Here is a 25277-nt window from a genome sequence, read left to right on the forward strand (position 1 = left end):
CGATCAGCTCCGCAATGTCTTTCCGGTCTCAGTGGCGAACAGATGCGCCTGCGACATGTCGAGGCTCATGGCGACTCGCTCGCCCGGCCTCAATGGCCTCGGATTCAGCATGCGCGTCACCCAATCCGTGCCGTTGAATTCGACGAATACCAGCGTCTCGTTGCCGAGCGGCTCGGTGACCGTGATCGGCAGTTCGATCTGATGGACATCCGCAGCACCCCCGGAGCTGATGCCATGGCCGGTCGGATAGATGTCGTCCGGCCTCAGCCCGAACACGACTTTGTCGCCGGTGGCGACATTGGCCTTGAACTGGCCGGGCAGCGGCAGTCTTTCGCCGCTGGCGAAAACCATCTGGCCGTCATCGATCGTCGCCTCGTGCAGGTTCATCGGCGGCGAGCCGATGAAGCCGGCAACGAAGCGCGTCGCCGGCCGCCGAAAAACCTCGTCGGGCGTGCCGACCTGTTCGATATGGCCGTCGCGCATGATGACGATGCGGTCGGCAAGCGTCATCGCTTCGACTTGGTCATGGGTGACGTAGATCACCGTCGACTGAACCTTGGCATGCAGCTTCTTGATCTCGGTGCGCATCTGCGTGCGCAATTTGGCGTCGAGGTTGGAAAGCGGCTCGTCGAACAGGAACACGTCCGGGTCGCGCACGATGGCGCGGCCCATGGCGACGCGCTGGCGCTGGCCGCCCGACAGTTGCGACGGACGACGGTCGAGCAGCGTGTCGAGGCCGAGGATGGCCGAGGCCTCGGCAACACGGCGCTCCATGTCTTCCTTGGCAGCACCCGCGATCTTCAGGGAGAAGCCGAGATTCTCGCGCACCGTCATGTGTGGGTAGAGTGCGTAGGACTGGAACACCATCGAGATGTTGCGCGAGCGTGGCGGCAGGTCGTTGACGACGCGCCCGCCGATCTCGATCGAGCCGGCGCTGATCTCTTCCAGCCCGGCGATCATGCGCAGCGTCGTCGACTTGCCGCAGCCGGATGGGCCGACCAGCGCAATGAACTCGCGGTCAGCAATGTCGAGATCGATGCCGTGTACGATCCCGACAGTGCCGTAGCGCTTGGTCAGCTTGGTGAGGGTAACGGTTGCCATTGGATCAGCCTTTCACCGCGCCGGAGGTCAGGCCGCCGACAAGGTGTTTCTGGACGATGTAGGTGAGGGTGAGCGCCGGAATGATCATCACCACGGCGAGCGCGCACATGCCGCGCCAGTCGATGGTGAACTCGGCGGTGTAGTCGAGCAGGCCGACCGGCAGCGTCTTGGCGCTCACCGAGCGGGTCAGTTGCGAGGCCAGCGCGAATTCGTTCCAGCAGGTCAGGAAGGCAAAGATCGCTGCGGAAGCGATGCCCGGCCCGGCAAGCGGGAACTCGACCTGCCAGAACGCCTGCCAGCGCGTGCAGCCGTCGATCTGCGCCGCTTCCGCGAGGTCCTTGGGCACCTGGCGGAAGAAGCCGTCGATCAGCCAGATCGTGAACGGCACGTTGAGCGCGACATAGGCAAGGATCAGTCCGAAATGCGTGTCGATGATGCCGAGCCGCACATAGAGGAAGAACAGCGGCAGCGAGAGCGCAATGCCGGGCACCGTGCGCGTCAGCATCAGGCCAAGGAACACGCTCGACTTGCCGCGGAAGCGGTAGCGCGCGAAGGCATAGCCGCCGGCCATGCCGATGGCCACCGCAATGACCGTCGAGGTCACCGAGATGATCAGCGAGTTGCGGAAGTATTCGATCACCGGGATGCCGCCCTTGCCGATACCGCTGAACATCGCGACATAGGCGTCGAACGAAATCTCCTGCGGGATCCACACCGGCGGCTTGGCCATGATCTCGACCGTCGGCCGCAGCGACGAGATGACGATCCACAGACCCGGCAGGCAGATCGTCAGCATCGCCAGGAACAGGCCGATGCGATAGACGACGCCCAACAGCCGGCGCTTCAGGCGGGCGGAAGAATTCTCGTCCATCTTCACCACTCCGCGCCGATCTGCGTGCGCGCCGCGGCGAGCTTGTTGAAGAAGTAGACCGTGAAGGCGATCGACAGCAGGATCGAGAAATAGGCCATGGCGTTGGCCATGCCCATGCGCCCGTCGCTGTAGGCGGTGCGCGCTACCAGGGTCCAAAGCAGTTCGGTGCGGCCCGCCGGTCCGCCATCGGTCATGATCTTGACGATGTCATAGGCGCGCGCCACGTCGAGCGAACGGATGGTCATGGCGATGTAGGCGAAGGGCATGACGAACGGCCACGTCACATAGCGGAACGTTTGCCACGGCGTGCAGCCGTCGACGCGCGCCGCCTCGATCGGCTCCTTGGGCATGGCGAGCAGACCGGCGAGGATCAGGATGGCGAAGATCGCGGTCGACGACCAGATCTCGGCGATCGAAATGGCGATGAAGGCAAGATGGCCCTCGATCAGCCACGGTATGGCATCCCTGGTGATGCCGAGTGATTGCAGCGCATTGTTCACCAGGCCGATATTGTCGTTGAACATGAACTTGAATTGGAAGCCGACCAGGATCGGCGAGAACATCATCGGAAACATCATCAGCGTGCGCAGGATGCGCTGGCCGCGCGTCGCCTTCTCGACCAGCATGGCGAGGCCAAGGCCAAGCAGCATTTCGAGATTGAGGGCAATGGTCAGCAGCAGCACCGTGCGGCCGAAGGCCCACCAGAAATCGGTGTTGGACAGGATCGAAAGATAGTTCCGGATGCCGATGAAGACGTAGAATGTCTCGGGCTTGGTCAGGCGGAAAGGCGTGAAGCTGGAGTAAAGGGACAACAGCAACGGCACAACGACAACCGCTGCCAGCACGATCATGGCCGGAAGCAGCAGCAGGAATGGCGCGGATGGCTTGAAGCCCTTCATCAGAATCCTTGAGGTGTTTGCATTTGGATGGCGGTGCTTGGGCCGGGGGCGAAGGATTAGCGTAAACCGCTGGCATCCCGCGAAACGCGATCGCCTCCCCCATTGCTGATGGGGGAGGCAGCTCCTTGAGAGCCGTTGCTAGAGCTTGCCGGCGTCCTGGAGGATTTGCGTCGCCTTGGCGGCTGCTTCATCCAGTGCCTGCTTCGACGTCTTGTCGCCGAGGATCGCCGCCTGCAATTCGGGATAGACGGCGTTCGATATCTCGATCCATTCAGGCGTCTGCGGCACGGCAAAGGCGTGCTTGGCCTCTTCCTGGAAGGCGGTAAGAACCTCCTTCTTGTAGGGATCGTTTTCGGCCTGCTTCAGGTCCCAGTCCCAGACCGCGGTGCGGGTTGGCAGCGGACCTGCGGCGGCCTCGAGCTTCTGGCTGTCTTCGTTGGTCAGCCACCACACCAGGGAAGCCGCGGCCTCCTTGTTGGGGCAGTTCTCGGTCACCGAGAAGCCATGGAAACCGGACCAGCCGGTGCGCTTGCCGGACGAGCCCTTCGGCGCGACCTTGACGCCGACATTGCCTGCGACCTTCGACGACTTCGGATCGTTGAAGAAGCCTGCCCAGCCCGGCCAGTCGAGATTGATGGCGACGGTACCCGAAGCAAAGCCCTGGCCGAGATCGTCCCAGAGGTAGTTGGTGGTGCCGGCCGGCACGGCCTTGGCCTTGTAGAGGTTGACGAACCAGTCAAGCGCCCGGATGCCAGCCTCGGAATTGAAGACCGGCTTGCCGTCCTTGTCGAGGTACTCGCCGCCTTCGGCGACGACCATCTCGTAGAAGCGGCCGTTGATCGCCTCTTCCTTGCCGGCGAATTGCGTGCCGTAGAAATTGGGCGGGTTGGCGAAGAACTCGGCCTGGTCGGTGACTTCCTTCCAGGTGTCCGGCGGCACCAGGTCATAGCCGTATTTCGCCTTGAACTTGGTCTTGTTGTCGGCGTTCTCGTACAGGCTCTTCTGGTAGTAGAGCGCCGAAACGTCGAACTGGGCGCGCGGCAGCATCTCCAGCTTGCCGTCGATCGTTGCCGACTTGATGGTCGACGGCACAAAGGCGTCGATCTCTGCCTTGGGCAGCAATTTGCTGAGATCGGTGTAGAGGCCCGTATATTGCGGCGCGAACGACGAATGGTTCCAGCCGACGCACCAGTTGGTGCTGCCCGAGGCGATGTCGGACTTCAGCTCCTTGTCGATGTCGAAGCCGTTCTTCTTGGTCAGGATGTTGACCTTGGCGCCGGTCGCCTTTTCCCATTCGGGAATGCGCTCGTAGAGTTTTTCATATTGCTGGCCGCCGATCAGCTTCACGTCGACGGTCACGCCTTCGAACTTGCCGGGCAGGTCGCCGGCAAGGGCAGCGCCTGCGCCTGACGCAAGCAACAATGCACCGGCGCACACGCCGGAAAGCAGTCTGTTCATTGGTATCCTCCCTTGGTGCGCCTCAGCGGCGACCGCAACTCGTCTGATGACAAGAAGTGCTACATTCATATACAAACAAAACATTCACGGATACGTCAAGGCGAAATTTGTTTCCGCCAGGCGTGTTCCTGCGTATATGAAGGCTGAAATTCACTGGAGGGATGAGCCATGGACGACAGCGAAGACGAGCGCTATCGCGCGCCGGCGCTCGACAAGGGGCTCGACATCCTTGAACTGCTGGCGGGCGTTGACGGTGGTCTGACGCAGGCCGAAATTGCCAAGAAACTCGACCGCAGCCCCAACGAATTCTACCGCATGCTCGACCGGCTGGTGCGGCGCGGCTACGTCACAAGGCTCGACGGCGACCGCTATTCGCTGACGCTCAAGCTGTTCGGCCTGGCGCAGTTGCATGCGCCGGTGCGGCGGCTGGTTTCCTACGCCACGCCGCTGATGCGCGAACTGGCCGAGACCTCGCAACAGGCCAACCAACTCGTTGTGTTTGATCGTGGTTCTGCCGTTGTCATCGGTCAGCAGGAGGCACCGAACTATTGGGGCATATCGATCCGGGTCGGCTCGCACATCAGCCTGTTCGACACCGGTTCGGGGCATGTTCTGCTCGCCTTCCGCTCGCCGGAAGAGCGGCAGATGATGATATCGGAACACGTCCGCAGCACCGACAAGACGGCGCAATCGGCCGAGTTCTTCACCCGTCTCGATCAGATCCGCGACCGCGGCTACGAGATGATGGCTTCGATGCAGACCGCCGGCGTCTTCAACCTCTCCGCCCCGGTGCGCAGTTCCGACGGCAAGGCGATCGCCGCGCTGTCGATTCCCTATATCACCGTCGTCAACGCGCCTTCCGCGCCCGACATCACAAGGACGATCGAACTGCTGCTGGTCACGGCTGAGAAGCTGTCGCACCTCGCCGGCTCTGCAGTCGGCTCATCGGCATAAATTCTTATTTGAATGAAGAATTCCTCCGTGAGATGATTTGAAAAGCCCGGAGGAGGAAGCCAGCCATGATCATCGACACCCATCTGCATCTCATCGATCGCTCGGCCCTGCGCTACCCCTGGCTCGCCGGCGTGCCGTCGCTCAACCGTGATTTCTCCTATGAGGACTACGCCGTGGAGGCGCAGCGTGTCGGCGTCGAGCGCGTGCTGCATATGGAAGTCGATGTCGATCCGGCAGACATCGAGGCCGAGACCGCTCGTGTCGAAGGACTGTCACGGCAGCCTGGCAGCATGCTGGCCGGGGTGATCGCATCCTGCCGGCCGGAAGAGGCCGACTTTCCGGCCTATCTCGAAAGGCAGCGAGCAAACCCATTCGTCAAAGGCTTTCGCCGCGTCCTCCATGTCGTGCCCGACGAGCTTTCGGAAGGCGCACTGTTTCGCGACAACATCAAGCGGCTTGGCGGCACCGACCTGACCTTCGATCTCGTCGTGCTGCCGCACCAGATTCCAAAGGCAATTGCGCTGGCCGATCTGGCGCCCGATGTGCAGTTCGTCCTCGACCATTGCGGCGTCCCCGACATCAAGGGTGGCGCCGAGCATCCGTGGCGCGAACACATGAGCGAGATCGCCCGCCGCCCGAATGTGGTGGCCAAGATTTCCGGTGTCGTCGCCTATGCCGATGCCGGCAGCTGGACGGCCGAGACGCTGCGGCCCTATGTCGAGCACACAATCGGTGCGTTCGGCTGGGACCGCCTTGTCTGGGGCAGCGACTGGCCGGTCTGCACGCTTGGCGGCGGCCTGTCGACCTGGGTGGCGGCGACCCATGCGCTGGTTTCGGGCTGCAGCATTGCGGAACGTGACAGGCTGTTGGCCGGGAATGCCCGCAAGCTGTGGCGGCTTGACTAGCCGGGTTCGCTCACGCCTTGCAGGCAGCGCCGGGCGCAGGGGAACTTTCCCGAAACAGGCGATTGAGATCGGCAACAACCACGGCGGCTTTGTGCCGGGAGGTCATGCCGGAAAGGATGCGGTCGGACGCCGCCTGCTGGAACGCCATGTAGCCGTCATGGCGCGGCCGCACCCATGCGCCCTCCAGAGTCGCGCGCGTATCCCGATAGAAATTGCCGGCCGCCGCATTGACGGCCTGGTCCTCCCAGGCGGCGGCATGGCCGGGCTGGCCACCGGCAGCGGCATAGGCGCCGCGCTGTACGTCGCCGCTGGCGACCCAGTAGGCGAAATCGATCGCCGCATCCCTGGCTTTGGAAAACGCTGAAACAGCTATGCCGGTGCCGCCGAGCGCCGAACCGATCGGGCCGCCGGAACCGATCACCGGAATGTCGGCAAAGGCCAGGCGGTTCGACCGAAACCCGGCCATCGCATAGGAGACATAACCATAGATGAGCGGCGCGCAGACGATCCGGGAATCAGCCTCTGCCATGCGCTCCGAAACGGCGATCGGATCCATCTCGAAACACGCCGGTTCGACCAGCGCCGCAATCTCGCGCATCGTCTCGACAACTTGGCTACCAGCCTCGATATCGATGAGATCGTGGGATGGATCGGTGCCACAGGGATGGCCGAGATTGCCGGCAAGCGTGTAGAACACCATCAGCACATGCGGCGGCCGCAGTGGCAACAGCACGCGGCCCTGCCGGGCGAGGTCGAGCACCTCGCTCCACCGCGCGGGTGGTGCATCGAGCGCATCCGGCCGCCATGCCTGGACTTGTGTCGCCGCATCGATCGGGAACGCCCATTGCCGTCCCTGCCAGTTGTAGCTCGGATAGGATTGGCCGACGCTGCCCGAGGCAAGTGCGGCACGCTCCGCCTCGCGGCCGGCGACATCCAGCGGCGCGATGCAGCGCTCCGCCGTGATCTGGCCGACATGCGGGTGGTCGATGACGATGAGGTCATAGGCGCGCGCCAGCTCTTCGACCGGGAAGGATTCGAAATCCTGCAGCGAGCGCTTGTCCCATTCGACGGCAATGCCGGTCTTCTGCTCCCAGAGAGACGAGCAGGCGACCATCGGATCGTAGCCGCGCGGATGGCTCCAGGCCATGCCCTTGAGCGTGGGCAGGCTCACAGGCCGAACTCCTCGCGGATCGCTGCACTGTGCTCGCCGATGCGCGGTGCTGCCCGATCGACCTTGGCTCTGATACCATCGACCCTGAGCGGCGAACTGGTGGTGAGGATCGACACGTCATCCTCGCGCGTCACCGTCTGCAGCATGTCGAGTGACTGGAACCCTTCGCTCGCCAGCATTTCCGGCCAGGTTAGCACCTTGGCGCACCAGATGTCGGCGGGCTCCAGGATGGCAAGCCATTCGTCGATGGTCTTGGTGGCGATCCTTTGTGCGATGATCGCCTTGATGTCGTCGCGCGCGGTGAACCACGACGCAGGCTTGTCGCGATAGGGTGCGAGTTCGCCGAGTGACAGCAGATCGGCCAGTTTGGGGATCGGCGTCATGGCGATGGCGAGATAACCATCCTTGGCCGGGTAGACACCGTAAGGCGCCGACAGATAGGCATGCGCGCTGCGGAAGCTCGAGCGCTTGGGCAGGCGGCGGCCGTCATTGAGATGCGTGGTCAGCACCTCGAATTGGAAATCGACCAGCGCTTCCAGCAGGCTGGTTTCGATATGGCTGCCCTGACCGGTGATGCCACGCCGCACCAGTGCGGCCAGTATGCCTTGCGCGCAGGCGGCACCCGCCAGCATGTCGCCGATGGCAAGGCCGAACGGCACCGGCCCCTGGCCCTCATCGCCGTTCAGCCACATCACGCCTGAGCGCGACTGTGCCAGCAGGTCCTGGCCCGGACGTTTGACCCACGGACCATCCTCGCCATAGCCGCTGATCGAGGCATAGACCAGCCGTGGGTTGATCTTGCGGACGGCCTTGTAGTCCAAGCCGAGCCGTTCGATGACGCCCGGCCGGAAATTCTGGATCAGCACGTCGGCCTTGGCCAGCAGGCCGCGCAGCACCTTGAGATCCGCCTCGTTCTTGAGGTCTATGGCGAGGCTTTCCTTGGCCCGGTTGATCGCATGGAAGATGGTGGAATCGCCGCCGATCTCGGTGTCGCTGAGATAGAGCCGACGCGACAGGTCGCCGCCATCAGGACGTTCGATCTTGATGACGCGGGCGCCGAGATCGAGCAGCCTGAGCGAGCAATAGGGCCCGGACAGGAACTGGCTCATGTCGACGACGAGGAGACCGGCGAGCGGCAATTCGGCTGCTGCCGGCATGCTATTTCTCCGTCTTGCCGACGAAGTCGGCCGGGTTGCGGTACTTCACCGTCTGCAGGTGCTCGCAATAGAGAACGAGCTCGCCTTCGCCCTTGAACACCTCATAGCTGGCGCGGATCAGCCCCATCTCCTTGTAGCGGGGCTTTTTGTCGAGGTTGGAGCGGATCGAATAGATCGTGTCGCCAATGAAGACAGGTTTTATGAAGCGGAGCTTGTCGTAGCCATAGGAAAAGGCGTTAACGCAATTGGTGGCGACCAGCCCCAGCCCAGCCGAGAAGACGAAGGCGCCGGCAATCAGCCGCTTGCCGAAAATGCCTTCGCTCTCGGCAAACATCTGATCCTGCACGTAAGGGTGGATATCGAGCACCAGCGTGTTGAAAAGGTGGCTGTCGCCCTCGGCCATCGTGCGCCGCAATGAACGGATTTTCTGGCCGACCGGCCAGTCCTCGTAGAACCAGTTTTCGGCGTTCCACACCGGCAGCGCGGCGTGTTCTTCGGGCATGTTTTTTGGGTGCGTCGAGGCGACGCCGACGGTGGGCGCAAAATCGTTCATGGCTGGCTCCGCCAGCTCTGCGTTGAGCACGTCACAGCTGTCGGAAAACGCATCAAAGCGTCGAAATGCAAGACGTTTCCTCCCATCAATCTTCTTTTGTAAATAGTATTTTCACATATGGGGTTGCGTTGCAAGCGTGAACAGGCGAAATTTTGGCTGCTCCCGCGCGCCGAAGCGCTGGCGGGCAGGGAGGAAATCATGCGCAAGGATTGTCAGGTCTTTGTCGGCAGCCTGAACCGGGAAGCGCCGTATTTTCAGGGCGCACGGGGCGTCGGTCTCGGCGTCTACAGCTTTGACGGGACGACGCTGGAAACACGAAAACTGGCCGAGACCAATGACGTCGACAACCCGACCTTCCTGTCGGTGACGCCGGACGGCTCGCATATCTACGCCAATTCGGAAGTGTTCACCTGGCGTGAGGGCACCGTCTCAGCCTACAGCTTCGATCGTGCCTCGGGTGCGCTCACTTACCTGAACAAGCAGCCTTCGCTCGGCAGCATCACCGCCCACAACACCATCACTCGCGATGCGACGAAGCTGCTGGTTGCGAACTACGGCATGGGTGAGGGTGGCCCGGATCGCGCTGTGGCGGTCTATGGCTTCGAGGAGAATGGTGCGTTGTCAGCGCCACTGGCCAGCGTTTCGCATAAGGGCAGCGGCCCGAATGCGGCGCGTCAGGGGCGCTCGCATGCCCACAGCGTCACCGAAACCATCACCGGGGGAACGGCTATCGTCGCTGACCTCGGCATCGACCGGCTGGTGTCCTACCGAATCGAGCGCGGTGGCAATCTGGTCAAGCTCGCCGAATCCGCTTTGCCGCCCGGCGCCGGCCCACGCCATCTCGCTTTGCATCCGAACGGCCGCTTTGTCTTCGTCATGAACGAACTGGATTCGACCATCGTGTCGATGGCGCTGGACGAATCCTCCGGCAAGCTCACTCTCATCGACACCAAGCCGGCGGTGCCAGCCGAGGCGCGCGACAGCAACCACTGCGCCGATATCCAGATCGCGCCGGATGGCCGTTTTGTCTACGGCTCCAACCGTGGCCACGACAGCGTCGTCGTCATGGCGGTCGACCAGAACACCGGCGCGCTGAGCCTTGTCGGCTATGTCCCTTGCGGGGGTGCGACGCCGCGCAACCTGGCGCTGACGCCGTCAGGCGGCCATCTGTTCTCGGCCAACCAGAATGCCGACCGCATCTCGATCTTTGCCCGCGACGCCGATAGCGGCATGCTGACCGACACCGGGCGCGCCATCGAGATCGGCACGCCGATGTGCGTCAAGATCGTGCGCTGAACGACCGCAACCACATCCGCATCGAAGCCTCGGGCAAAATCGGCCGGGCTCAAGCCTGTTGTATTGCCGACAGCTTCCAGTTCGAGCCATTCTCACGCACGAATGTCCACAACTCTGTCGTCTCTGTCGGATGATCCTCGCCGCCTGCGACGACCTTGCCGCTGGTCCGTTCGCGCGTCACGTCACGAGACTCGTAGCGCAATGCGGCCGTGGCGTAGTCGCGGTCATCTTCGCGCCAGCTTTCCGCGACGTCGGCCTGCAGCAAGGTGATGTCCGTAACCTCGTTCCTGAGGCCTTTCTGGGCATTATCGGCCAGCTCTTCGGACAGGTAGGACACCATTTCGGGCGTCGTCGCCCGGCGCATAGCGGCATGGTCTTCGCGTCCGAATGCCTCCTGGACATCAGTCAACAGCTGCTGGAATGCGTCCAGGTCGGTCTGAGCCAGCGTGATCTCCTCAGAGGCGGCGGCCGGAGAGCCTCCGCTTGAACCGCCGCCAAAGCCGGGAATTGTGAAGGAGCCTGCAGTCTGCTGCTGTGCCGTTGAGCGGTTCTCAAATCGCGAAGCCTGGGCATTGCCGGCACCGGCGAGCGCAGGCGCAGGGCCTCGCGCAGATTGCGACCGGAAGAACCTGATAGCCAGCATGATTGCGCCACCGATGAGCAGCGCCTGAAGCACGAAGCCGAACATGCCGGCCAGGCCGCCGAAGCCCTGGCCCACAAGCAGGCCGATCAGGCCGCCGAGCAGCAGGCCGCGCATCATTGTTCCACCGAAGCCACTCATGAATCCGGGCCTCTGCAGGCCGGCCTGCGGCTGCCGGGCCGCGGTGTTCACACCGGTGTTGGGCGTCATCGAACGCTCGACCGGGGCGGTCGGCGCTGGCGCTGTTCTGGTCGGCGGTGCCGATTGGAACGTACGCATGCCGCGACTGCCGAAACTGCCGCCGCGACGAGCCTCGGCATGATCCATCGCGACCATCGAGAATGCCAGGAACAGTCCGGCAAAGAGGGCGGCAAATAGGCTGGTGCGAGACATCATCGGGGATGACCTTTATCGATGTGGTTTTCGGGAATTTTCAGCAAACGCCGGCACGGGTACCGGGCGTTATGCGGTCAATCGAACAACTCTTCGAAGAACGATTTCTTCCGCTTCGGATAGCGGTGGCCCTGCGAGCGAGAATAATCGTCATCGCGACCCTGGCCATGGTGCGGGGAGAATGCCGCCGGTTGTGGCTGTGGCGCGGGCGCCGCTTCCCTGCCGGAACGCTCGATGATCTTGTCGAGTTCGCCTCGATCAAGCCAGACGCCGCGGCACTGCGGACAGTAGTCGATTTCGATACCCTGGCGTTCGCTCATCACGAGAGCGACGCGGCAGGAGGGGCAAGTCATACCGAGGAGAGAAGATGTCATACGGGGCTCCAAACCGAAAGGAATGAGCCCGCTTGACCGAAAGAATGGAAACGGGCCCGTTAAAGCGGTCCGACATCACAATCGCCAAAAGCGACAGTCAGAGGGGCCCGGCCCGCACGAGACAGTTAGGAATGCAGCGCCGCGCCTTCAAGAGCGATATTGCCCGCGAGAATGATTTGTTCGCCATCGCGGGCTTTGATCGCCAGCCCCGCTGCCGCTCTCAGTTGAGGTCGCGCGGATACTCCCTGACCTCGGCACGGTCGACGACCACCTCATCGCCATCATGGGCCGTGATGTGGGTCTCGATCCGCCAGACATCGCGCAGCGCGCGCACCGTCGCCTTTACCGAAAGCCGCGCCTGCCAGTCGCCGCGGCCATAGGACTTGTCCCAGGTGCAGGTACCAACCGCCGAATTCGGATCGTCCGGGTGGATGGTGAACCGGTCGACATGCCTCGCCGAAAGGACCATTCCGGTATGCGGATGCAGCACCGTGCCGCCATCATTGACCACTTGATAGACGGTTTCGCCAGTGACCTGGTCCGTCGACACCGAGCGCTGGAAGCCGTCGCCCTTGGCCAACACCTCTTGCTCCATCGGCGTGGCGCTTTCCGCGCCCAGGAAGGTCCCCAGCGTGTCGTCCAGCGGCTGCGGCTGGCGTACTGGCAGGATCAGCCGGCTGTCGCCGCAATGGATCGACAACGTCGCTTGCTCTGCGGTCGGGAAGACGATCGGCCAGTGCGACGTCGCCAGTGCCAGCCGGATACGCTCGCCAACCTCAAAGCGCTGCCCGCAGCAGCGCAGCTTGACGCGCACCGTTTCCGCCTGGCCCGGCACCATCGGCTCGATGTCCAGATCATCGTTGCGATGGCTCAGGTTGAGGATGCCGTAGCTGACGCGCGAGGCAGCACCTTCGGGGAACACTTGCGACAGGGTGGTGGACAGAAGTGCGACGGGCTTGTCGGAGGAGAGCCTGACCTCGAATTCGGGGAAACCGAGGATCTCGACCGCTTCGGTCAACGGCGCGGTTTCGAAGACCAGGGCATTGCCTTCTTCCATGCGCTGGTCGACCGGCAAGGTCGGCATCACGCCATAGCCGCACCAGGCGCCGGAAGACAGGCCGGCCGTCTGTGGCGACGAAATCTCGAGGATCGCATCTTCGCCCCTGGCCTCGCTCAGCGCATGCGGCGCAAGGTTCAACACCTTTTCGCCGACGCCGGGTCCCGGCCACGACGGCTCCGCCACCCAGCGGCCGGGCCGCTCGTCATAGATCGCCGCCGGCCGTGCGGGATCCTGAATCCAGGCGCGCAGCATCGGCTCGTCGGCGATGCCGGTGTCGATGCCCTTGAGATACTGATCCCACCAGCGCAGGCACTCCTGCAGGAAGCCGATGCGCGGCCCGGGCATGGCGAAATGGGGATATTTGTGGCCCCAGGGTCCGATCAGCCCTTTGCGGGGACCGCTGAGCTTTTCCAGCATCCGGAAGATCGGATTGGGATAGCCGTCGGCCCAGCCGCCCACGGCATAGACCGGGATTTCGACATCGGAATAATCCTCGCAGATCGAACCGTGCTTGTAGAAATCGTCGCGGCGCTGGTGTTCGAACCAGTCCTGCATCCAGATGCCATTGCCGTTCAGCCGTTGCTCCCAAAGATCACGCCAGCGGTCGCCGACAATGAGCGGGTCCGGCGGCGTCATGGCGATCGCCCAGGCGGTGGTTCCCCACATCAGATTGTCGCACATCATGGCACCGCCGAGATAGTGCACGTCGTCGTTGTAGCGGTCGTCGGTCGAGCACAGCGAGACGACGGCTTTCAGCGCCGGCGGCCGGCGGGCAGCGACCTGCAGCCCGTTGAAACCGCCCCAGCTGATGCCGATCATGCCGACGCTTCCCGAGCACCAGGATTGCCGGGCCAACCATTCGATCACCGCCAGGCAGTCATCCTGCTCCTGCTTCAGATATTCGCCCTTGCACAGCCCCTCGCTGTCGCCCGAACCGCGCATGTCGACCCTCACGCCGGCATAGCCGTGACCGGCGAAATAGGGATGCGTCAGCGCATCGCGCTCCACCGTTCCGTCACGCTTGCGATAGGGCAAATATTCGAGGATCGCCGGCACCGGATCGGCCTCCGCGTCTTCCGGCAGCCAGACACGCGCCGCCAGCTTGATGCCGTCAGGCATCGGAATCCACAGGTTCTCGATCTCGCGGATTTTTCGCGGGAAATCGGTGACGACGCGGATATCTTGCATGGCGGCTCCTCTCAACGCCCCGGCCGACACTTGCGCCGGTGACGATCCTTATGTGTTCAACGGGAAATGGCAGGTCAGGCGGCTGTCGCCGACCGCGACCGGGGCAGGGACATCCACCGCGCAACGGCCCTGGGCCTGCGGGCAACGTGTGTGAAATTCGCAACCTGAAGGGCGCGCCAGCAAGGACGGAACGTCAGCCGGCAGCGTGATGCGCTGATGAACCCGATCTGGGTCCGGCTCGGGATTGGCGGACAGAAGCGCTGCCGTATAGGGATGGTGCGGGGCGCGGAAGATCGCCTCGGTTTCGCCCTGCTCGACGAAGCGTCCGAGATACATCACCGCCATGCGATCGGCGATCTGGCGCACGACATGCAGATTGTGGGTGATGATCAGCATCGACAGGCCCATGCGGTCGCGCAAATCGTTGAGCAGGTTCAGCACCTCTCCCTGCACGGAGACGTCGAGGCCAGCGGTCGGCTCGTCGGCGACGACCAGCACGGGGTCCAGCGCGATCGCCCGCGCCACGCCGACGCGGCGCGCCTGGCCGCCGGAAAGCTGGTGCGGGTAACGGTCGGCGAAATCACGCGGCAGCCCGACCAGTGCAAGAAGCCGTGTGACTTCAGCGTTCAGATCGCGATCCGACAAGCCGTGAATGACGAAAGGCTCCGACAGCAGCGACCGCACGCTGAGCCGCGGCGACAGCGATCCGACCGGATCCTGGAACATCATCGGCATGCGCCGCCGCACCGGCTTCAGGGCGGCGTTGGACAGGCCTTGCAGTTCCTGCCCTTCAAACAGGATCGTGCCCGCTCTCACGGGCTGCAGACCGTTGAGCGTGCGCGCCAGCGTCGTTTTGCCCGAGCCGGATTCGCCGACCAGCGCGAAGGTGCTGCCTCGTTGAAGGGTGAAGCTGACGCCGGAGACCGCTTCGATTTCGGTGGCCCGCCCCGCGAGCCTGGCGGACAGGCCGCCGACCCGGAACGAGACGCGCAGATCGCTGACACGGAGCAGGTCTTCGCTCATGCGCTCATCGCCCCCGGGGAAACGTCCGCGTGCCAGCAATGGGCGATATGAGATCCGCCGATAGGGGCGTTGGGAGGCGTCGTCAGGCATTGGGCGTCGGCACGGTCGCAGCGTGGCTGGAAGACGCAGCCGCTTGGCCGGCGGCGCAGGTCCGGCAAGGTCCCGGCGATGGTCGGCAGGCGGGCAACACGCTGCGACAGCCGCGCGGGGTCGCAGGCCAGCAGCTTCTGCGTGTAGGGATGGCGCGCATCGTGGAAGATCTCGCGGGTCGTGCCGCTCTCCACCACTTCGCCGGCATACATCACGATCATCTCGTCGCAGAGTTCGGCGATCACACCCAGATGATGCGAGATGAACAGCACCGAGCAGCCGATGTCGCGCTGCAGATCCTTGAGCAGTTCGATGGTCGCCACCTCCAGCGTCGCGTCGAGCGCCGTGGTCGGTTCGTCCGCGATCAGCAGCGCCGGCTCCATCATCAGCGCCATGGCGATGGCGATGCGCTGCTTCATGCCGCCCGAGAATTCATGCGGAAACTGCGTCAGCCGGCTTTCCGGATCGGGAATGCGCACCTTGCGCAGCATGGCGACGGAGCGTGCATCCTTGTCCCGCTTTGACAGACCCGAGCGATACTGGATGTCGCGCATCTGGCGCCCCACCGACAGCACCGGGTTGAGCGCGCCCATCGGATCCTGGAAGACGGTGGCGATGCTTTGGCCGCGCAGACCACGCATCGCCGTGGGGCCGAGCCGGGCCAGGTCCTGGTCGCCCTCGAAGATGATCTCGCCCGATGTGATTTCGCCATTGTCGGCAAGCAGGCCGAGAATGGCGTTGATGAGCGTCGATTTCCCGCAGCCGGATTCGCCGACCACGCCGACGCTGCGGTTGGCCGGCACGGAAAAACTTACCTGCTTCAGCGCTTCCAGCCTTCCGCTCTCGGTGTGGAAGGCGACGTTCAGATTCTTGACCTCGAGAACCGTCATGAGCGTCCCTTCAGCCGGGGGTCGAAGAGGTCGCGCAGCGTCTCGCCGAAGAAGGTGAAGCCGAGCGTCGTCAGCACGATCGGCAGGCCGCCGGCAATCACGATCCAGTAGGAATCGCGGATGTTGGCGAAGCCGTCATTGAGGATCGCGCCCCAGCTCGGTGTCGGCGGCCGCACGCCGAGCCCGAGGAAGCTCATTCCGGCCTCGATCGCCACCACCACGGGAATGTCCATCGATATCAGGATCAGGATCGGGCCGATGATGTTGGGCAGGATATGGACACGCAGGATGCGGCCCGCACTTGCGCCCATCGAGCGCGCCGCCATGACATGTTCGGCTGACTTCAGCACCAGCGTCTGGGTTCGGATGATGCGGGCATAACCCGGTACGTTGACCAGCATCACCACCAGCACCACCGCGTAGAGGGAGGGGCCGAACAGGGTGACCAGCGTCAGCGCCAGCATGACGGTTGGAAAGCTCTTCACCGCGTCGAAGATCAGCAGCAGCACATTGTCGAGCCAGCGCGGCCCATAGCCGGCGATCAGTCCGAGCACGACGCCGACAACCAGCGACACCGCCGTCGCGCCGAGCGCAATCAAAAGCGCGACGCGTCCGCCGTACAGCACGCGGGTCAGAAGGTCACGGCCGAGATGGTCGGTGCCGAGCAGATGCAGGAGGCTTGGTGAAGCGAAGCGTTCGGCTGGCGATATCTTGCTCGGCGCATAGCTGGTCAAGGCGCTGGCAAACACCGCCGACAGCACCACCACCGTCACCAGCGTCAGGCCGATGGCGCCCAGCGGCTCGCGCATGATGCGGCGCACGGTGCGCCATATCATGCCAGGACGGAAGCTGCGGGATGGCAGCTCAGTTGAAACTTGATCTGACACGGGGATCCAATAGGCCGACCAGGATGTCGGCCGCTACGTTGACGAGGACGAAGAAGACCGTGGTGACCAGCACGGCTCCGGAAACGATCGGGTAGTTGCGCACCGAAATCGCCTCATAGACCAGCTTGCCGATGCCGGGTCGGGCGAAGACGATTTCGGCGAAAACGGAAGACGACAGCATGTGGCCGATGCCGACGCCGAGCAGGGTGATCGTCGGCAGCACGGCGATGCGCAGCGCGTAGGTGTAGACGATCCTGTTTTCGGTCAGGCCGAAAGCGCGCGCCGTGCGGATATGGCTGGCCTCCAGCGTCTCCAGCATCGAGGCGCGCACCATGCGCGAGATGTAGCCGATCCAGCCAAGCCCGACCGCCAGCGACGGCAAGATGAGGTGCTGGAGCCGGCTGGCGAGGTCGCCCGGTTCGCCGGCGCCGATCGCCGGCAGCCATTGCAAGGCGACCGCACACACCAGCAGCGAATAGATGGCGACGACGAAGGACGGCACCGCGATCATCGCCACCGACAGCACCCCGATCACCTGATCGACAAAGCCGCCGCGCCGCACCGCCGCGATGCAGCCAAGCGGGATGCCGAGCGCCACCGACCAGGTGATGCCGCCGACCACCAGCGCCAGCGTGAACGGAAGCTGTTCCATCACCACGTCCAGCACCGGCCGGTTCGACAGCACCTCGGTGCCCAGGTCGCCGCGCAGGACCGATCCGTAAAAGTGCAGGAACTGCCGCCACACCGGCTGGTCGAGGCCCATGCGCACGCGCAGCGCCTCCATCATCTCCGGCGTTGCGCGCGGCCCCAGCGCGACGGAGGCCGGGTCGCCGGGAATGAGGTAAACCATGGCGAACATCATCATCATGGCGACGCTGATGATGATGGCGCCAAGCCACAGACGCTTGAGGGCGTAGCGGATCATTTTCGGTACCTGTCGGACGGTCTTTGGCGGGGACGAGCCCTGCCCGCCGATATCATGCCGGTTTGAAATCGGTGAACACGGGTTCGCCATTCGGCTTCAGGCCGGCCACAAGCGTGTCTCGATTCATGATGCCGGTGACCTCATGCGTCAGGAAAACGTAATTGCCGTTCTCCTCCATCAGGTCCTGCAGCTTCTTGTAGATGACATCGCGTTTCGCCGGATCGAGCTCGACCATGCCTTCGGCATTGAGCTTGTCGAACTCCTCGCTGGAAAAACGCTCCCAGTTCCAGACGCCGATCTGGTCGCGGGTGAACCAGGCGGTCGCCCAGCTCGGATCCGGCTGCATGGAGAAGCGGCTGACGATCATCTGCAGCTTCTTCCAGTAGTCGCCTTCCTTGGCGCCAAGCGTCCAGAAGGTGCCGCTGTCGTTCTGCTTGATCTCCACGGTGAGGCCGACATCCTGCAGGTTCGACTGCACGACCTGGGCTGCGGTCAGGCGCTCGGTCTTGTTGAGAATGTCGAGCGTGATCGTCGTGCCGGCCAGCCCCTCCTTGGCGATCATGTCGCGGGCGCGGTCCGGATCGAAATCGAAAAGGTTCTTCTCACGATGGCCGGGTAGGCCGGGCGCGATGATGCCGGTGGCGGTGGCGGCCGCACCGAAATAGGCAGCGTCGACCACCGCCTTGCGATCCACCGCGTACTGAACCGCGCGGCGCATGTTGGGATTGTTGAAAGGCGCGACATCCTGGTTCATGCCGAGCCAGACAAAGGCCAGCGAAGGCTTCTCCACCACTGTCGTCTTCGGCGGCGGCGTCTGCTTCAGCCGCGAGATGGAGGACACCGCGGTCCAGGTGTAGTCGAGGTCGCCGGCTTCGTAGCCGAGTTCGGCCGTCTTCTCGTCCTCGATCGGATGGATGTGGATTTCCGCGAAGGCGCCTTGCTCGTACTTCCAGTCGGGATTGCGCACCAGCACCGTGCGCTGCTTGGGCAGCCATTCCTTCAGGATGTAGGGGCCTGACTGGGCCACCGGCTTGACGCCCATCTTGCCACCGAGTTCGGTGATGGCACGCTTCGACAGGATGGTGCCGGACGGCGTCGGCAAGGTCGACGTCCACAGCGGTGCGAAGGCCTGCTTCAGGTGGATCAGGCCAGACAGTTTGTCCTTGACCTCGACCTCCTTGAGCGTTGCCCAGTCGCCGGAATAGGGGCTCTTGTTGGCGGGTTCGGCGATGCGTTCGATCGAAAACTTGACGTCTTCGGCCGTCATCTGGCCGTAGCCATCGGTGAAGCCGATATTGTCGCGCAGCTGGAAGGCCACGGTCAGCGGATCGAGCTGCTTGATCGTTTCCGCCGCCATCGGCCGCCAGCCCCAACTGTCGCCCGGCGTGGTGACGACGAGGCCGGCGAAGATGACGCTGGTGATGTCGCCTTCAGGCGCTGCCAGCCGGAAGCAGGGGTCGAGCGTCTGGATGTCGGCATAGGAGCGCACCTTCAGGATCGGACCGTCGCTCGACCAGGAAACCCGTGGATTGACCATTGAGGCGAGACCAAAGGCGCCGGCTCCGGCAAGCAGGCTGCGGCGGGAAACCCTAGTGTCGGCTAGATTGGACATGCTCTACCCCTCTGCTGTTTTTCGTAGTCTTGTTTTTCAGGCCGCTGGCCATTCTCCAAGCCGGGCCGAATGTGTCGTTCGGCTAAAACTGCTAATAATAGACACACATGTCTAGCGAAAATTTTGCCGGCACGTCCGAATCTTGGATACGGACGATCTTGCGGAAAATCTCGATATCTGTTCCGACCCCGCCGGCGCGTCGACTTTGGCAGGCGGGCGGGCGAAATGTGATCGCCCACATGGCGCGGCCTGGCCCGCCATTCGGTGGGACCTGGATCAAGTGCTGAGGCGGAGATGCGCCTCTCCGCCGCCGGTCACTTCCAGATTTCAGCCGCCAGGCGCATGAAATTGCCGCCCAGGACGTCGCGCACGGTCTGCTCGGACTGGCCACGGCGGAGAAGAACCTCGGTCAGTTCGCGCATCTGACCTGGAGCCGAGTAGCTTGTCGCCCCCTCCGGATATTCGCTCTTGGGCCAGAATTGCGGGTTGTCGGAAATGATGCGGTCAATGCCTTTGAAGTCTACCGGAAAGGCGTAGTCCAGTCCGATGCCGACATGATTTGGACCAACCAGATCGACGAGATATTCGATGTGGTCAGCCAGCCTGTCCGAGTCCGTCCGTCCTTCTCCCAGGAAACGATTGAGCCCGACGATCGCGACGATGCCGCCGGTGCGCGCGCAGGCCTTGATCTGCTCGTCGGTGATGTTGCGGCCATGGCCGCACAAGGCCTTGGCGTTAGAGTGCGAGAAGATGACCGGCCTGTTGGAGTATTCCATCACCTCCATCGAGGTGCGGTAGCCGGTGTGGGTGACGTCGACAAACATGCCGAGACGGTTCATCTCGTCGATGACCTGGCGGCCGAACGCCGTCAGGCTGGTCTCGACATCGTGGCAGCCACCGCCGGCGAGGTTGTTCCTGTTGTAGGCAAACAGGATCTGGCGGACGCCCAGATGGTGATAGAACTCCACCATCTCGATGCGGCCGTCGAGCGCGTTCATGCCCTCGATATCGAAGGTGATCGCCAGTTTGCCTTCAAGCTTGGCCTTGCGGATTTCCGCCACGGAGGAGACCAGCGTGTAGTGCTCAGGATTGGCAAGGATCCAGTGGCGGAAATTCGCCAAGGTCCGCACTGTCTGCTCCCAGGGCAACAGGTCGAAGCCGACATCGATCGACAGATAGTTGATGCCGGCGTCACGCCAGATCTGCAGATTGTTCAGGTCCGCGGCCGGGTCCGGCATGAAGCCGGAATGCGCATCCCATATGATTTCACTGTCGAAAATGGCCTTGGCGGCAGTCGAAACGCTCACTTTTCCTCGCTCTCTCGGCAACACCAACACGACGGAAGGCCGGATCAAGCGGCGTTCCGGACGTGCGATTCAGATGCAGTGCGCATCAAGTATCAGGCCACAGACACATGTGTCTAGACAGTCCGGAATGAGCCTGTATGGTCGCCGTCGCTGCCATTTGGACAATGCGGCGTGGCTCCAGCGAATGGATGCGCGACGGGTCCTGAACGCATCCTAGTGAGGGTATTCGATGCAACGGGATTTTCGCTCGTCAGTGGAATTCGAAGCCGTCCACAGGTTCTACAGCGATCTTCTGGGCGCACCCGGACATGTTTTCGGCGGCCGCTCGCTGTGTGGTCATCAGGGTGCCGGACAGCTTTACTTTATCGGCCAGAGTTTCGAAGGACCGATCGAGGGCGGAACCAGCAGCAGGCTCTACCAGGTCGAGCGCGGCAGTGGCGCGATCAAGCGCCTCAGCGACAGGGAAGCGCGTCAGATCCGCTTGTCGCCCGACGGCAGACTGCTGGCATTCGCCTGCCAGGGTGAAGGTCCTGCGACGGACCTGATCGAGACGAGATCAGGCGGCGCCGTTGTCGCGAGCGTCGCCTTGCGTGGGCGCATCGAGCAGATTGACTGGTCGCCGGACGGCAAAAGGCTTCTTCTCGTGGTTGCCGGCGCCGCCGCGGACCTTGCCGGCATCCATGGCGGCTACGCCCAGAAGCAGCCCGCTGAAGCCGAGGCCTGGCTGCCCGAGGTGCGGCTCGGCGAAGGCGAGGATTTGTGGCGCACCCTGTGGATATGGGATCTTGAGGGCGCTGCGCGCCAGCTCACGGCACCGCCGTTGAATGTCTGGGAAGCAAGCTGGTCCGGCAAGGACAGCATCGCGGCACTGGTCAGTGACGATCACAGCGAAGGCAGCTGGTACAGGGCGCGGCTGGCACTGGTCGACGCCGGCTCGGGTGAGGCACGGATCGTTCACACGCCGCGGGACCAGATCGGCTGCGTCAGAGGCAATCCGAGCGGCGACAAGGTCGCGTTCGTGCAGGCCTTCTGCAGCGATCGCGGACTGGTTTCAGGCTTGCTTTCCATTCTCGACGTGACGACGGGCGACGTTGCAACGGCGGACACGCTGGGCATCGATGTGACGTCGATCGAATGGCGCTCGACGACGATGATCCATTTCGCCGGCGCGCGCGGTCCCGAAACGGCAAGCGGAGATTTCTCGCTCGAGCGGTCGGTTGCCACGCAACATTGGGCGTCGCGTAAACTCACCCATGGTGAGTGGGTGCCCGCGTCCAGTCCGATCGGTGACAAGGGCTCGCTGTTCATCGCCGAATCCTGGTCGCGCGCCCCGTTCCTGGCCGAAGAGACCAACGGCACAATTGTCGAACTGGCCTCGCTGGCGGCACAAGGTGAAGCCGGCGCCACAGCACCGTGCGGCACGATCGAGCCGTTCGAATGGACAGCGCCGGACGGGCTGAAGATCCAGGGCTGGCTGGTGCGGCCACAGGCGGTCACCGGCCCGACGCCGCTGTTGGTCGACGTCCATGGCGGCCCGGTCTCCGCGCACCGCAATCGCTGGCTTGCCCGGTCACGCGCCGGCGCCATTCTCGCCAGCCGCGGCTGGACGGTCCTCTTCCCCAACCCCAGGGGCAGCACCGGACGCGGCGACGACTTTGCCCGCGCGGTGAAGGGCGACATGGGCGGCGCCGACGCGCAGGATATCATCTGCGGCGTCGACGCGTTGATCGAGCGGGGCCTGGTGGATACCGCGCGCGTCGCCGTGACGGGTACCAGCTATGGCGGCTTCATGTCGGCATGGCTGCCTTCGCAAACCGGCCGTTTCGCAGCGGCGATACCGATCTCTCCGGTCGGCGACTGGTACAGCCAGCACCGGACATCGCAGATCCCCGAATTCGACGAGATCATGCTGACGACGTCGCCATGGGAATCCGGTGGCGACTATTTTTCGCGAAGCCCTGCCTTCCACAAACAGAAGAAGATCGTGCCGACATTGATCATGGCCGGCGCTATCGACAAGAGCACACCGCCCGGCCAGGCCGAAGAATGCCATTTCGCGGCGCTCAGATCGGGGGCGCCGAGCGCGCTCGTCATCTATCCGAATGCCGGACACAGCCTGCGCGGCTATCCCGAATACATCGATAGCGCCGCCCGCATTCTGTGGTGGCTGGAAAGACATGTCGGTCCAGCCAACGGCACCGGACCATCAGCAAAGGGAGACCAGGGATGAGTTCAAACGGCAGCCATGGCGGAGGCGATAACAGCCATATCGCGGTGATCGGCGGCGGCATCATCGGCTGCAGCGCGGCTTTTCATCTGCTGCGGTCCGGCGTGCGCCAGGTGACGGTCATCGATGCGGGCCAGCCGGGTGCCGCAACCACCAGTGCCGGCGCAGGATTCGTCTCCCATTGGTCCGCCGGCATGATCCCGCTCGGCGAAGAGGGTTTTCAGCTGCAGCAATATGGCCTCGATTTCTATCGCCGGCTGCATGAGGTCGGTGTCGAGATCGGCTATCGGCCGAACGGCACTTTGATCATGGCGCTGACCGAGGACGGGCGCGAACGTTTTGTCCGCCCGGTGCTGGACTCTCCCTATGCGCCGCCGGAAATGCAGGACCTGAACGCCGCGCAGATCGGGCAGAAGATGCAAGGTCTCATCGATCCGGCGCGGGTCCATTCGGCAGCCTACAATCCGCATGGCATCCAGCTCGACACCAAGCTGGCGATGGGTGTGCTGACCGGCCAGATCAGCGAGCTCGGCGGCATTTTCCGCAGCAAGACACGTGTCACAGCCGTCCATGACGCCGGCGACCGGGTGACGATCGAGACCGATCAGGGCAGCCTTGAGGCCGACGGCGTGATCGTTGCCGCCGGCGCCTGGAACAACCAGGTCATATCAGGCCTTGGCTGGCAATTGCCGCTGCTGCGGGTCGTCGCGACGCGCATCGTCGCCGACGAGCGTGGGCTGCCATCGACCATTCCCACCGTCCAGTGCCGTGAATTGCGGCTGTGGTTGCGCGAAACATTCGGCGCCGTCATGTGGGGAACCGGCCGGCACTACAAACCTCTGTACAAGACGAACGACAGCGAAATCGAACCCGGCCAGCCACACAATATGGAACTGATGCAGCAGACCTCCGAGCAGGAGCTTGCCGAGCTGCAGACGGTGTTCCCGCCGCTGCGCGGTTCGACAATCGCGAGCTGGGCGCAAGGCGTGCCGTGCTACACGCCTGACAACGGCCTCATCGTCGGCAAGGTGCCCGGCAGCGACAACGTCGTGGTTGTCGGCGGCGACAACGAGAGCGGCGTCACCCATGGACCAGGTCTTGGTCGGCTCTCCTGCGAACTGGTCCTCGGGCAGACCCCGTTCGTTTCCGCCGAGCGGTTCCGTGTCGATCGCTACGCCTCCGACGCCTTCAAGTCGGAAGCCGAGATCGAAGCCGCCATGCCGGTCTGGGGCGCGCGTCATGAAGCGTCGCGGTTTGGTCGCGAGGCCTGATCGTCAACTGTCGCCGACGCTGGCCAGCAGCGCCTGCGCCACCGCCCTGACCACCGGGCCGGCATTCTTCCTCATGACGATGTGGAAGGAGCCGGCGTGGCGACGCGAGGTCTTCGTCAGCCGGACGAGCTGGCCGCGACGCAGATGCTCGTCGGCGAATCCCGCCCAGGCGAGTGCCGCGCCGCGCCCGGCGATGGTTTCGTGTATCATCGACATGTAGCCGGTGAACCGAGGTCCATCGAGTTTTCGGTCGGTTCCGATCCACGATTGCCAACTGTCGATCGCGCCCGGCGGCGTCACCTGATGCAGCAGCGGCACCGCCATGAAAGCCTCGGGCTCTTCCGAGGCGAGCGCCGGATAACGCGCCAGGAACGCCGGCGCGCAAACCGGGAACCATTCACCGTCGAGCAGTTTTTCGGTCAAGAATTCGGGCCATTGCCCGGCTTCGCCGAAACGGATCGACAATGCCACTTCAGGCTGGTCGAAATCCCTGTAGTCGGTGGATGTCTGCAAAAGCACCCGGCCATCTGCCACCCGCGAGGTGATGAGGTCAAAGCGCGGCATCAGCCATGCCTGCGCGAGGTCGTGGCTGCAGCCGACCACGAATGTATCGCTGTCGTGCGCGGTCAAATCCTCGACCGCTTGCCTGATGGTGCTGAGACCCTCGCGGATCGCTTCGGCCAGCGTGTCGCCGGCCCCGGTGACAGCGACGCGATTGCCTCTGCGCGTGAACAGCTCGACCGATAGCTGGCGCTCGAGATTGGCGACATGCCTGCTGACCGCCGATTGTGCGATGTTGAGCTCCTGCGCGGCTAGCGTCAGCCCGCCATGCCTGGCGGCAGCCTCGAAGACGACCATGGCGTTCAGCAGGGGAAGCGATGTCTTGAGGGTTTTCATCATCCAAACCTGCGTTCATGCCTTTTCGATATGAAGGTCTATCATATCTGTATTTGCTGCAAGCCTTTCCGCATCGCACACTCTATCGAAACATCATCCTAACGCCAGCGAGCAGAAAGGTGTTTGCC

22 protein-coding genes are annotated in these 25277 nt (G+C 63.4%); 5 read left to right on the top strand and 17 right to left on the bottom strand.

From position 1 onward, the window contains the following. Positions 1-3: 3 nt before the first annotated feature. The 4 genes from ugpC to EJ076_RS13500 all read right to left on the bottom strand — a co-directional run bounded on the left by ugpC (position 4) and on the right by EJ076_RS13500 (position 4329). Complete coding sequence (ugpC, locus tag EJ076_RS13485; protein ID WP_109661705.1) at positions 4-1101, bottom strand: sn-glycerol-3-phosphate ABC transporter ATP-binding protein UgpC; 1098 nt, start codon at positions 1099-1101, stop codon at positions 4-6. A 4-nt stretch (positions 1102-1105) separates the two neighbouring features. After that, positions 1106-1972 carry a carbohydrate ABC transporter permease gene (locus tag EJ076_RS13490; RefSeq protein ID WP_107648637.1) on the bottom strand — a complete coding sequence of 289 codons (867 nt, stop codon included), beginning with the start codon at positions 1970-1972 and terminating at the stop codon, positions 1106-1108. Between the two features lie 2 nt (positions 1973-1974). Then, positions 1975-2871 carry a sugar ABC transporter permease gene (locus tag EJ076_RS13495; RefSeq protein ID WP_126068186.1) on the bottom strand — a complete coding sequence of 299 codons (897 nt, stop codon included), beginning with the start codon at positions 2869-2871 and terminating at the stop codon, positions 1975-1977. A gap of 138 nt (positions 2872-3009) precedes the next feature. Then, positions 3010-4329, bottom strand: a complete 1320-nt coding sequence (locus EJ076_RS13500; RefSeq protein ID WP_109661709.1) for a sugar ABC transporter substrate-binding protein — start codon at positions 4327-4329, stop codon at positions 3010-3012. Positions 4330-4497: 168 nt separating this feature from the next. On the opposite strand from EJ076_RS13500, the gene EJ076_RS13505 reads away from it, so the two are divergent. Further along, positions 4498-5283, top strand: coding sequence for an IclR family transcriptional regulator (locus tag EJ076_RS13505; RefSeq protein ID WP_109661711.1), 786 nt, complete (start codon positions 4498-4500; stop codon positions 5281-5283). 65 nt (positions 5284-5348) lie between these two features. Next, positions 5349-6188 (top strand): amidohydrolase, encoded by an 840-nt coding sequence (locus tag EJ076_RS13510; protein ID WP_126068187.1) that lies wholly within the window; start codon positions 5349-5351, stop codon positions 6186-6188. A gap of 10 nt (positions 6189-6198) precedes the next feature. Here the strand turns inward: EJ076_RS13510 and EJ076_RS13515 are convergent, their stop codons facing one another. From EJ076_RS13515 to EJ076_RS13525, 3 genes are read right to left on the bottom strand one after another with little or no spacing between them, the layout of a single operon-like run. Then, a complete protein-coding gene (locus EJ076_RS13515) occupies positions 6199-7359 on the bottom strand; it encodes an extracellular solute-binding protein (RefSeq protein ID WP_126068188.1) in 1161 nt (386 codons plus the stop codon). Next, positions 7356-8516, bottom strand: coding sequence for a CaiB/BaiF CoA-transferase family protein (locus EJ076_RS13520; protein ID WP_126068189.1), 1161 nt, complete (start codon positions 8514-8516; stop codon positions 7356-7358). The genes EJ076_RS13515 and EJ076_RS13520 overlap by 4 nt, the downstream gene beginning before the upstream one ends. 1 nt (position 8517) lies before the next feature. After that, positions 8518-9069, bottom strand: coding sequence for a MaoC family dehydratase (locus EJ076_RS13525; protein ID WP_109663227.1), 552 nt, complete (start codon positions 9067-9069; stop codon positions 8518-8520). Between the two features lie 198 nt (positions 9070-9267). On the opposite strand from EJ076_RS13525, the gene EJ076_RS13530 reads away from it, so the two are divergent. Beyond that, complete coding sequence (locus EJ076_RS13530) at positions 9268-10365, top strand: lactonase family protein (RefSeq protein WP_126068190.1); 1098 nt, start codon at positions 9268-9270, stop codon at positions 10363-10365. A gap of 49 nt (positions 10366-10414) precedes the next feature. On the opposite strand, the gene EJ076_RS13535 is transcribed toward EJ076_RS13530, so the two are convergent. The 9 genes from EJ076_RS13535 to EJ076_RS13575 form a co-directional block, all read right to left on the bottom strand. Next, complete coding sequence (locus tag EJ076_RS13535) at positions 10415-11401, bottom strand: Tim44 domain-containing protein (RefSeq protein WP_126068191.1); 987 nt, start codon at positions 11399-11401, stop codon at positions 10415-10417. Between the two features lie 74 nt (positions 11402-11475). Beyond that, complete coding sequence (locus tag EJ076_RS13540) at positions 11476-11772, bottom strand: zf-TFIIB domain-containing protein (protein WP_126068192.1); 297 nt, start codon at positions 11770-11772, stop codon at positions 11476-11478. 220 nt (positions 11773-11992) lie between these two features. Continuing rightward, positions 11993-14020 carry a CocE/NonD family hydrolase gene (locus EJ076_RS13545; RefSeq protein ID WP_126068193.1) on the bottom strand — a complete coding sequence of 676 codons (2028 nt, stop codon included), beginning with the start codon at positions 14018-14020 and terminating at the stop codon, positions 11993-11995. 48 nt (positions 14021-14068) lie between these two features. Next, on the bottom strand, positions 14069-15043 hold the full coding sequence (locus EJ076_RS13550; RefSeq protein WP_126068194.1) for an ABC transporter ATP-binding protein: 975 nt from the start codon (positions 15041-15043) through the stop codon (positions 14069-14071). Next, entirely contained in the window at positions 15040-16023 is a 984-nt protein-coding gene (locus EJ076_RS13555; protein ID WP_126068195.1) for an ABC transporter ATP-binding protein, read from the bottom strand. Before EJ076_RS13555 ends, EJ076_RS13550 begins: the two co-directional genes overlap by 4 nt. Further along, positions 16020-16859 (bottom strand): ABC transporter permease, encoded by an 840-nt coding sequence (locus tag EJ076_RS13560; RefSeq protein WP_126068196.1) that lies wholly within the window; start codon positions 16857-16859, stop codon positions 16020-16022. Before EJ076_RS13560 ends, EJ076_RS13555 begins: the two co-directional genes overlap by 4 nt. Positions 16860-16887: 28 nt before the next feature. Continuing rightward, the gene (locus EJ076_RS13565; protein WP_126068197.1) at positions 16888-17835 is read right to left on the bottom strand and encodes an ABC transporter permease; all 948 of its coding nucleotides are present in this window, start codon (positions 17833-17835) and stop codon (positions 16888-16890) included. A 52-nt stretch (positions 17836-17887) separates the two neighbouring features. After that, positions 17888-19447, bottom strand: a complete 1560-nt coding sequence (locus EJ076_RS13570; RefSeq protein WP_126068198.1) for an ABC transporter substrate-binding protein — start codon at positions 19445-19447, stop codon at positions 17888-17890. Between the two features lie 314 nt (positions 19448-19761). Then, positions 19762-20754: a membrane dipeptidase gene (locus EJ076_RS13575; protein WP_126068199.1), complete on the bottom strand. Its 993-nt coding sequence runs from the start codon at positions 20752-20754 to the stop codon at positions 19762-19764. Positions 20755-20983: 229 nt separating this feature from the next. Here EJ076_RS13575 and EJ076_RS13580 point away from each other — a divergent pair, with 229 nt between their 5' ends. Continuing rightward, the gene (locus EJ076_RS13580) at positions 20984-22984 is read left to right on the top strand and encodes a S9 family peptidase (protein WP_126068200.1); all 2001 of its coding nucleotides are present in this window, start codon (positions 20984-20986) and stop codon (positions 22982-22984) included. Beyond that, positions 22981-24252, top strand: a complete 1272-nt coding sequence (locus tag EJ076_RS13585) for an FAD-binding oxidoreductase (RefSeq protein WP_126068201.1) — start codon at positions 22981-22983, stop codon at positions 24250-24252. The genes EJ076_RS13580 and EJ076_RS13585 overlap by 4 nt, the downstream gene beginning before the upstream one ends. A 3-nt stretch (positions 24253-24255) precedes the next feature. Here EJ076_RS13585 and EJ076_RS13590 read toward each other — a convergent pair whose 3' ends face one another. After that, positions 24256-25152, bottom strand: a complete 897-nt coding sequence (locus EJ076_RS13590; protein ID WP_164548632.1) for a LysR family transcriptional regulator — start codon at positions 25150-25152, stop codon at positions 24256-24258. Positions 25153-25277: the final 125 nt, after the last annotated feature.

This window comes from Mesorhizobium sp. M7D.F.Ca.US.005.01.1.1 (genome assembly GCF_003952545.1).
GTDB classification, from domain to species: Bacteria; Pseudomonadota; Alphaproteobacteria; order Rhizobiales; family Rhizobiaceae; genus Mesorhizobium; species Mesorhizobium loti.

Coding starts and splice junctions, on each gene's coding strand:
- EJ076_RS13530 (WP_126068190.1), top strand. CDS start 9,268: ATGCGCAAGGATTGTCAGGTCTTTGTCGGCAGCCTGAACCGGGAAGCG.
- ugpC (WP_109661705.1), bottom strand. CDS start 1,101: ATGGCAACCGTTACCCTCACCAAGCTGACCAAGCGCTACGGCACTGTC.
- EJ076_RS13565 (WP_126068197.1), bottom strand. CDS start 17,835: ATGATCCGCTACGCCCTCAAGCGTCTGTGGCTTGGCGCCATCATCATC.
- EJ076_RS13550 (WP_126068194.1), bottom strand. CDS start 15,043: ATGAGCGAAGACCTGCTCCGTGTCAGCGATCTGCGCGTCTCGTTCCGG.
- EJ076_RS13505 (WP_109661711.1), top strand. CDS start 4,498: ATGGACGACAGCGAAGACGAGCGCTATCGCGCGCCGGCGCTCGACAAG.
- EJ076_RS13570 (WP_126068198.1), bottom strand. CDS start 19,447: ATGTCCAATCTAGCCGACACTAGGGTTTCCCGCCGCAGCCTGCTTGCC.
- EJ076_RS13585 (WP_126068201.1), top strand. CDS start 22,981: ATGAGTTCAAACGGCAGCCATGGCGGAGGCGATAACAGCCATATCGCG.
- EJ076_RS13540 (WP_126068192.1), bottom strand. CDS start 11,772: ATGACATCTTCTCTCCTCGGTATGACTTGCCCCTCCTGCCGCGTCGCT.
- EJ076_RS13545 (WP_126068193.1), bottom strand. CDS start 14,020: ATGCAAGATATCCGCGTCGTCACCGATTTCCCGCGAAAAATCCGCGAG.
- EJ076_RS13535 (WP_126068191.1), bottom strand. CDS start 11,401: ATGATGTCTCGCACCAGCCTATTTGCCGCCCTCTTTGCCGGACTGTTC.
- EJ076_RS13525 (WP_109663227.1), bottom strand. CDS start 9,069: ATGAACGATTTTGCGCCCACCGTCGGCGTCGCCTCGACGCACCCAAAA.
- EJ076_RS13500 (WP_109661709.1), bottom strand. CDS start 4,329: ATGAACAGACTGCTTTCCGGCGTGTGCGCCGGTGCATTGTTGCTTGCG.
- EJ076_RS13520 (WP_126068189.1), bottom strand. CDS start 8,516: ATGCCGGCAGCAGCCGAATTGCCGCTCGCCGGTCTCCTCGTCGTCGAC.
- EJ076_RS13555 (WP_126068195.1), bottom strand. CDS start 16,023: ATGACGGTTCTCGAGGTCAAGAATCTGAACGTCGCCTTCCACACCGAG.
- EJ076_RS13560 (WP_126068196.1), bottom strand. CDS start 16,859: ATGATATGGCGCACCGTGCGCCGCATCATGCGCGAGCCGCTGGGCGCC.
- EJ076_RS13580 (WP_126068200.1), top strand. CDS start 20,984: ATGCAACGGGATTTTCGCTCGTCAGTGGAATTCGAAGCCGTCCACAGG.
- EJ076_RS13490 (WP_107648637.1), bottom strand. CDS start 1,972: ATGGACGAGAATTCTTCCGCCCGCCTGAAGCGCCGGCTGTTGGGCGTC.
- EJ076_RS13510 (WP_126068187.1), top strand. CDS start 5,349: ATGATCATCGACACCCATCTGCATCTCATCGATCGCTCGGCCCTGCGC.
- EJ076_RS13590 (WP_164548632.1), bottom strand. CDS start 25,152: ATGATGAAAACCCTCAAGACATCGCTTCCCCTGCTGAACGCCATGGTC.
- EJ076_RS13495 (WP_126068186.1), bottom strand. CDS start 2,871: ATGAAGGGCTTCAAGCCATCCGCGCCATTCCTGCTGCTGCTTCCGGCC.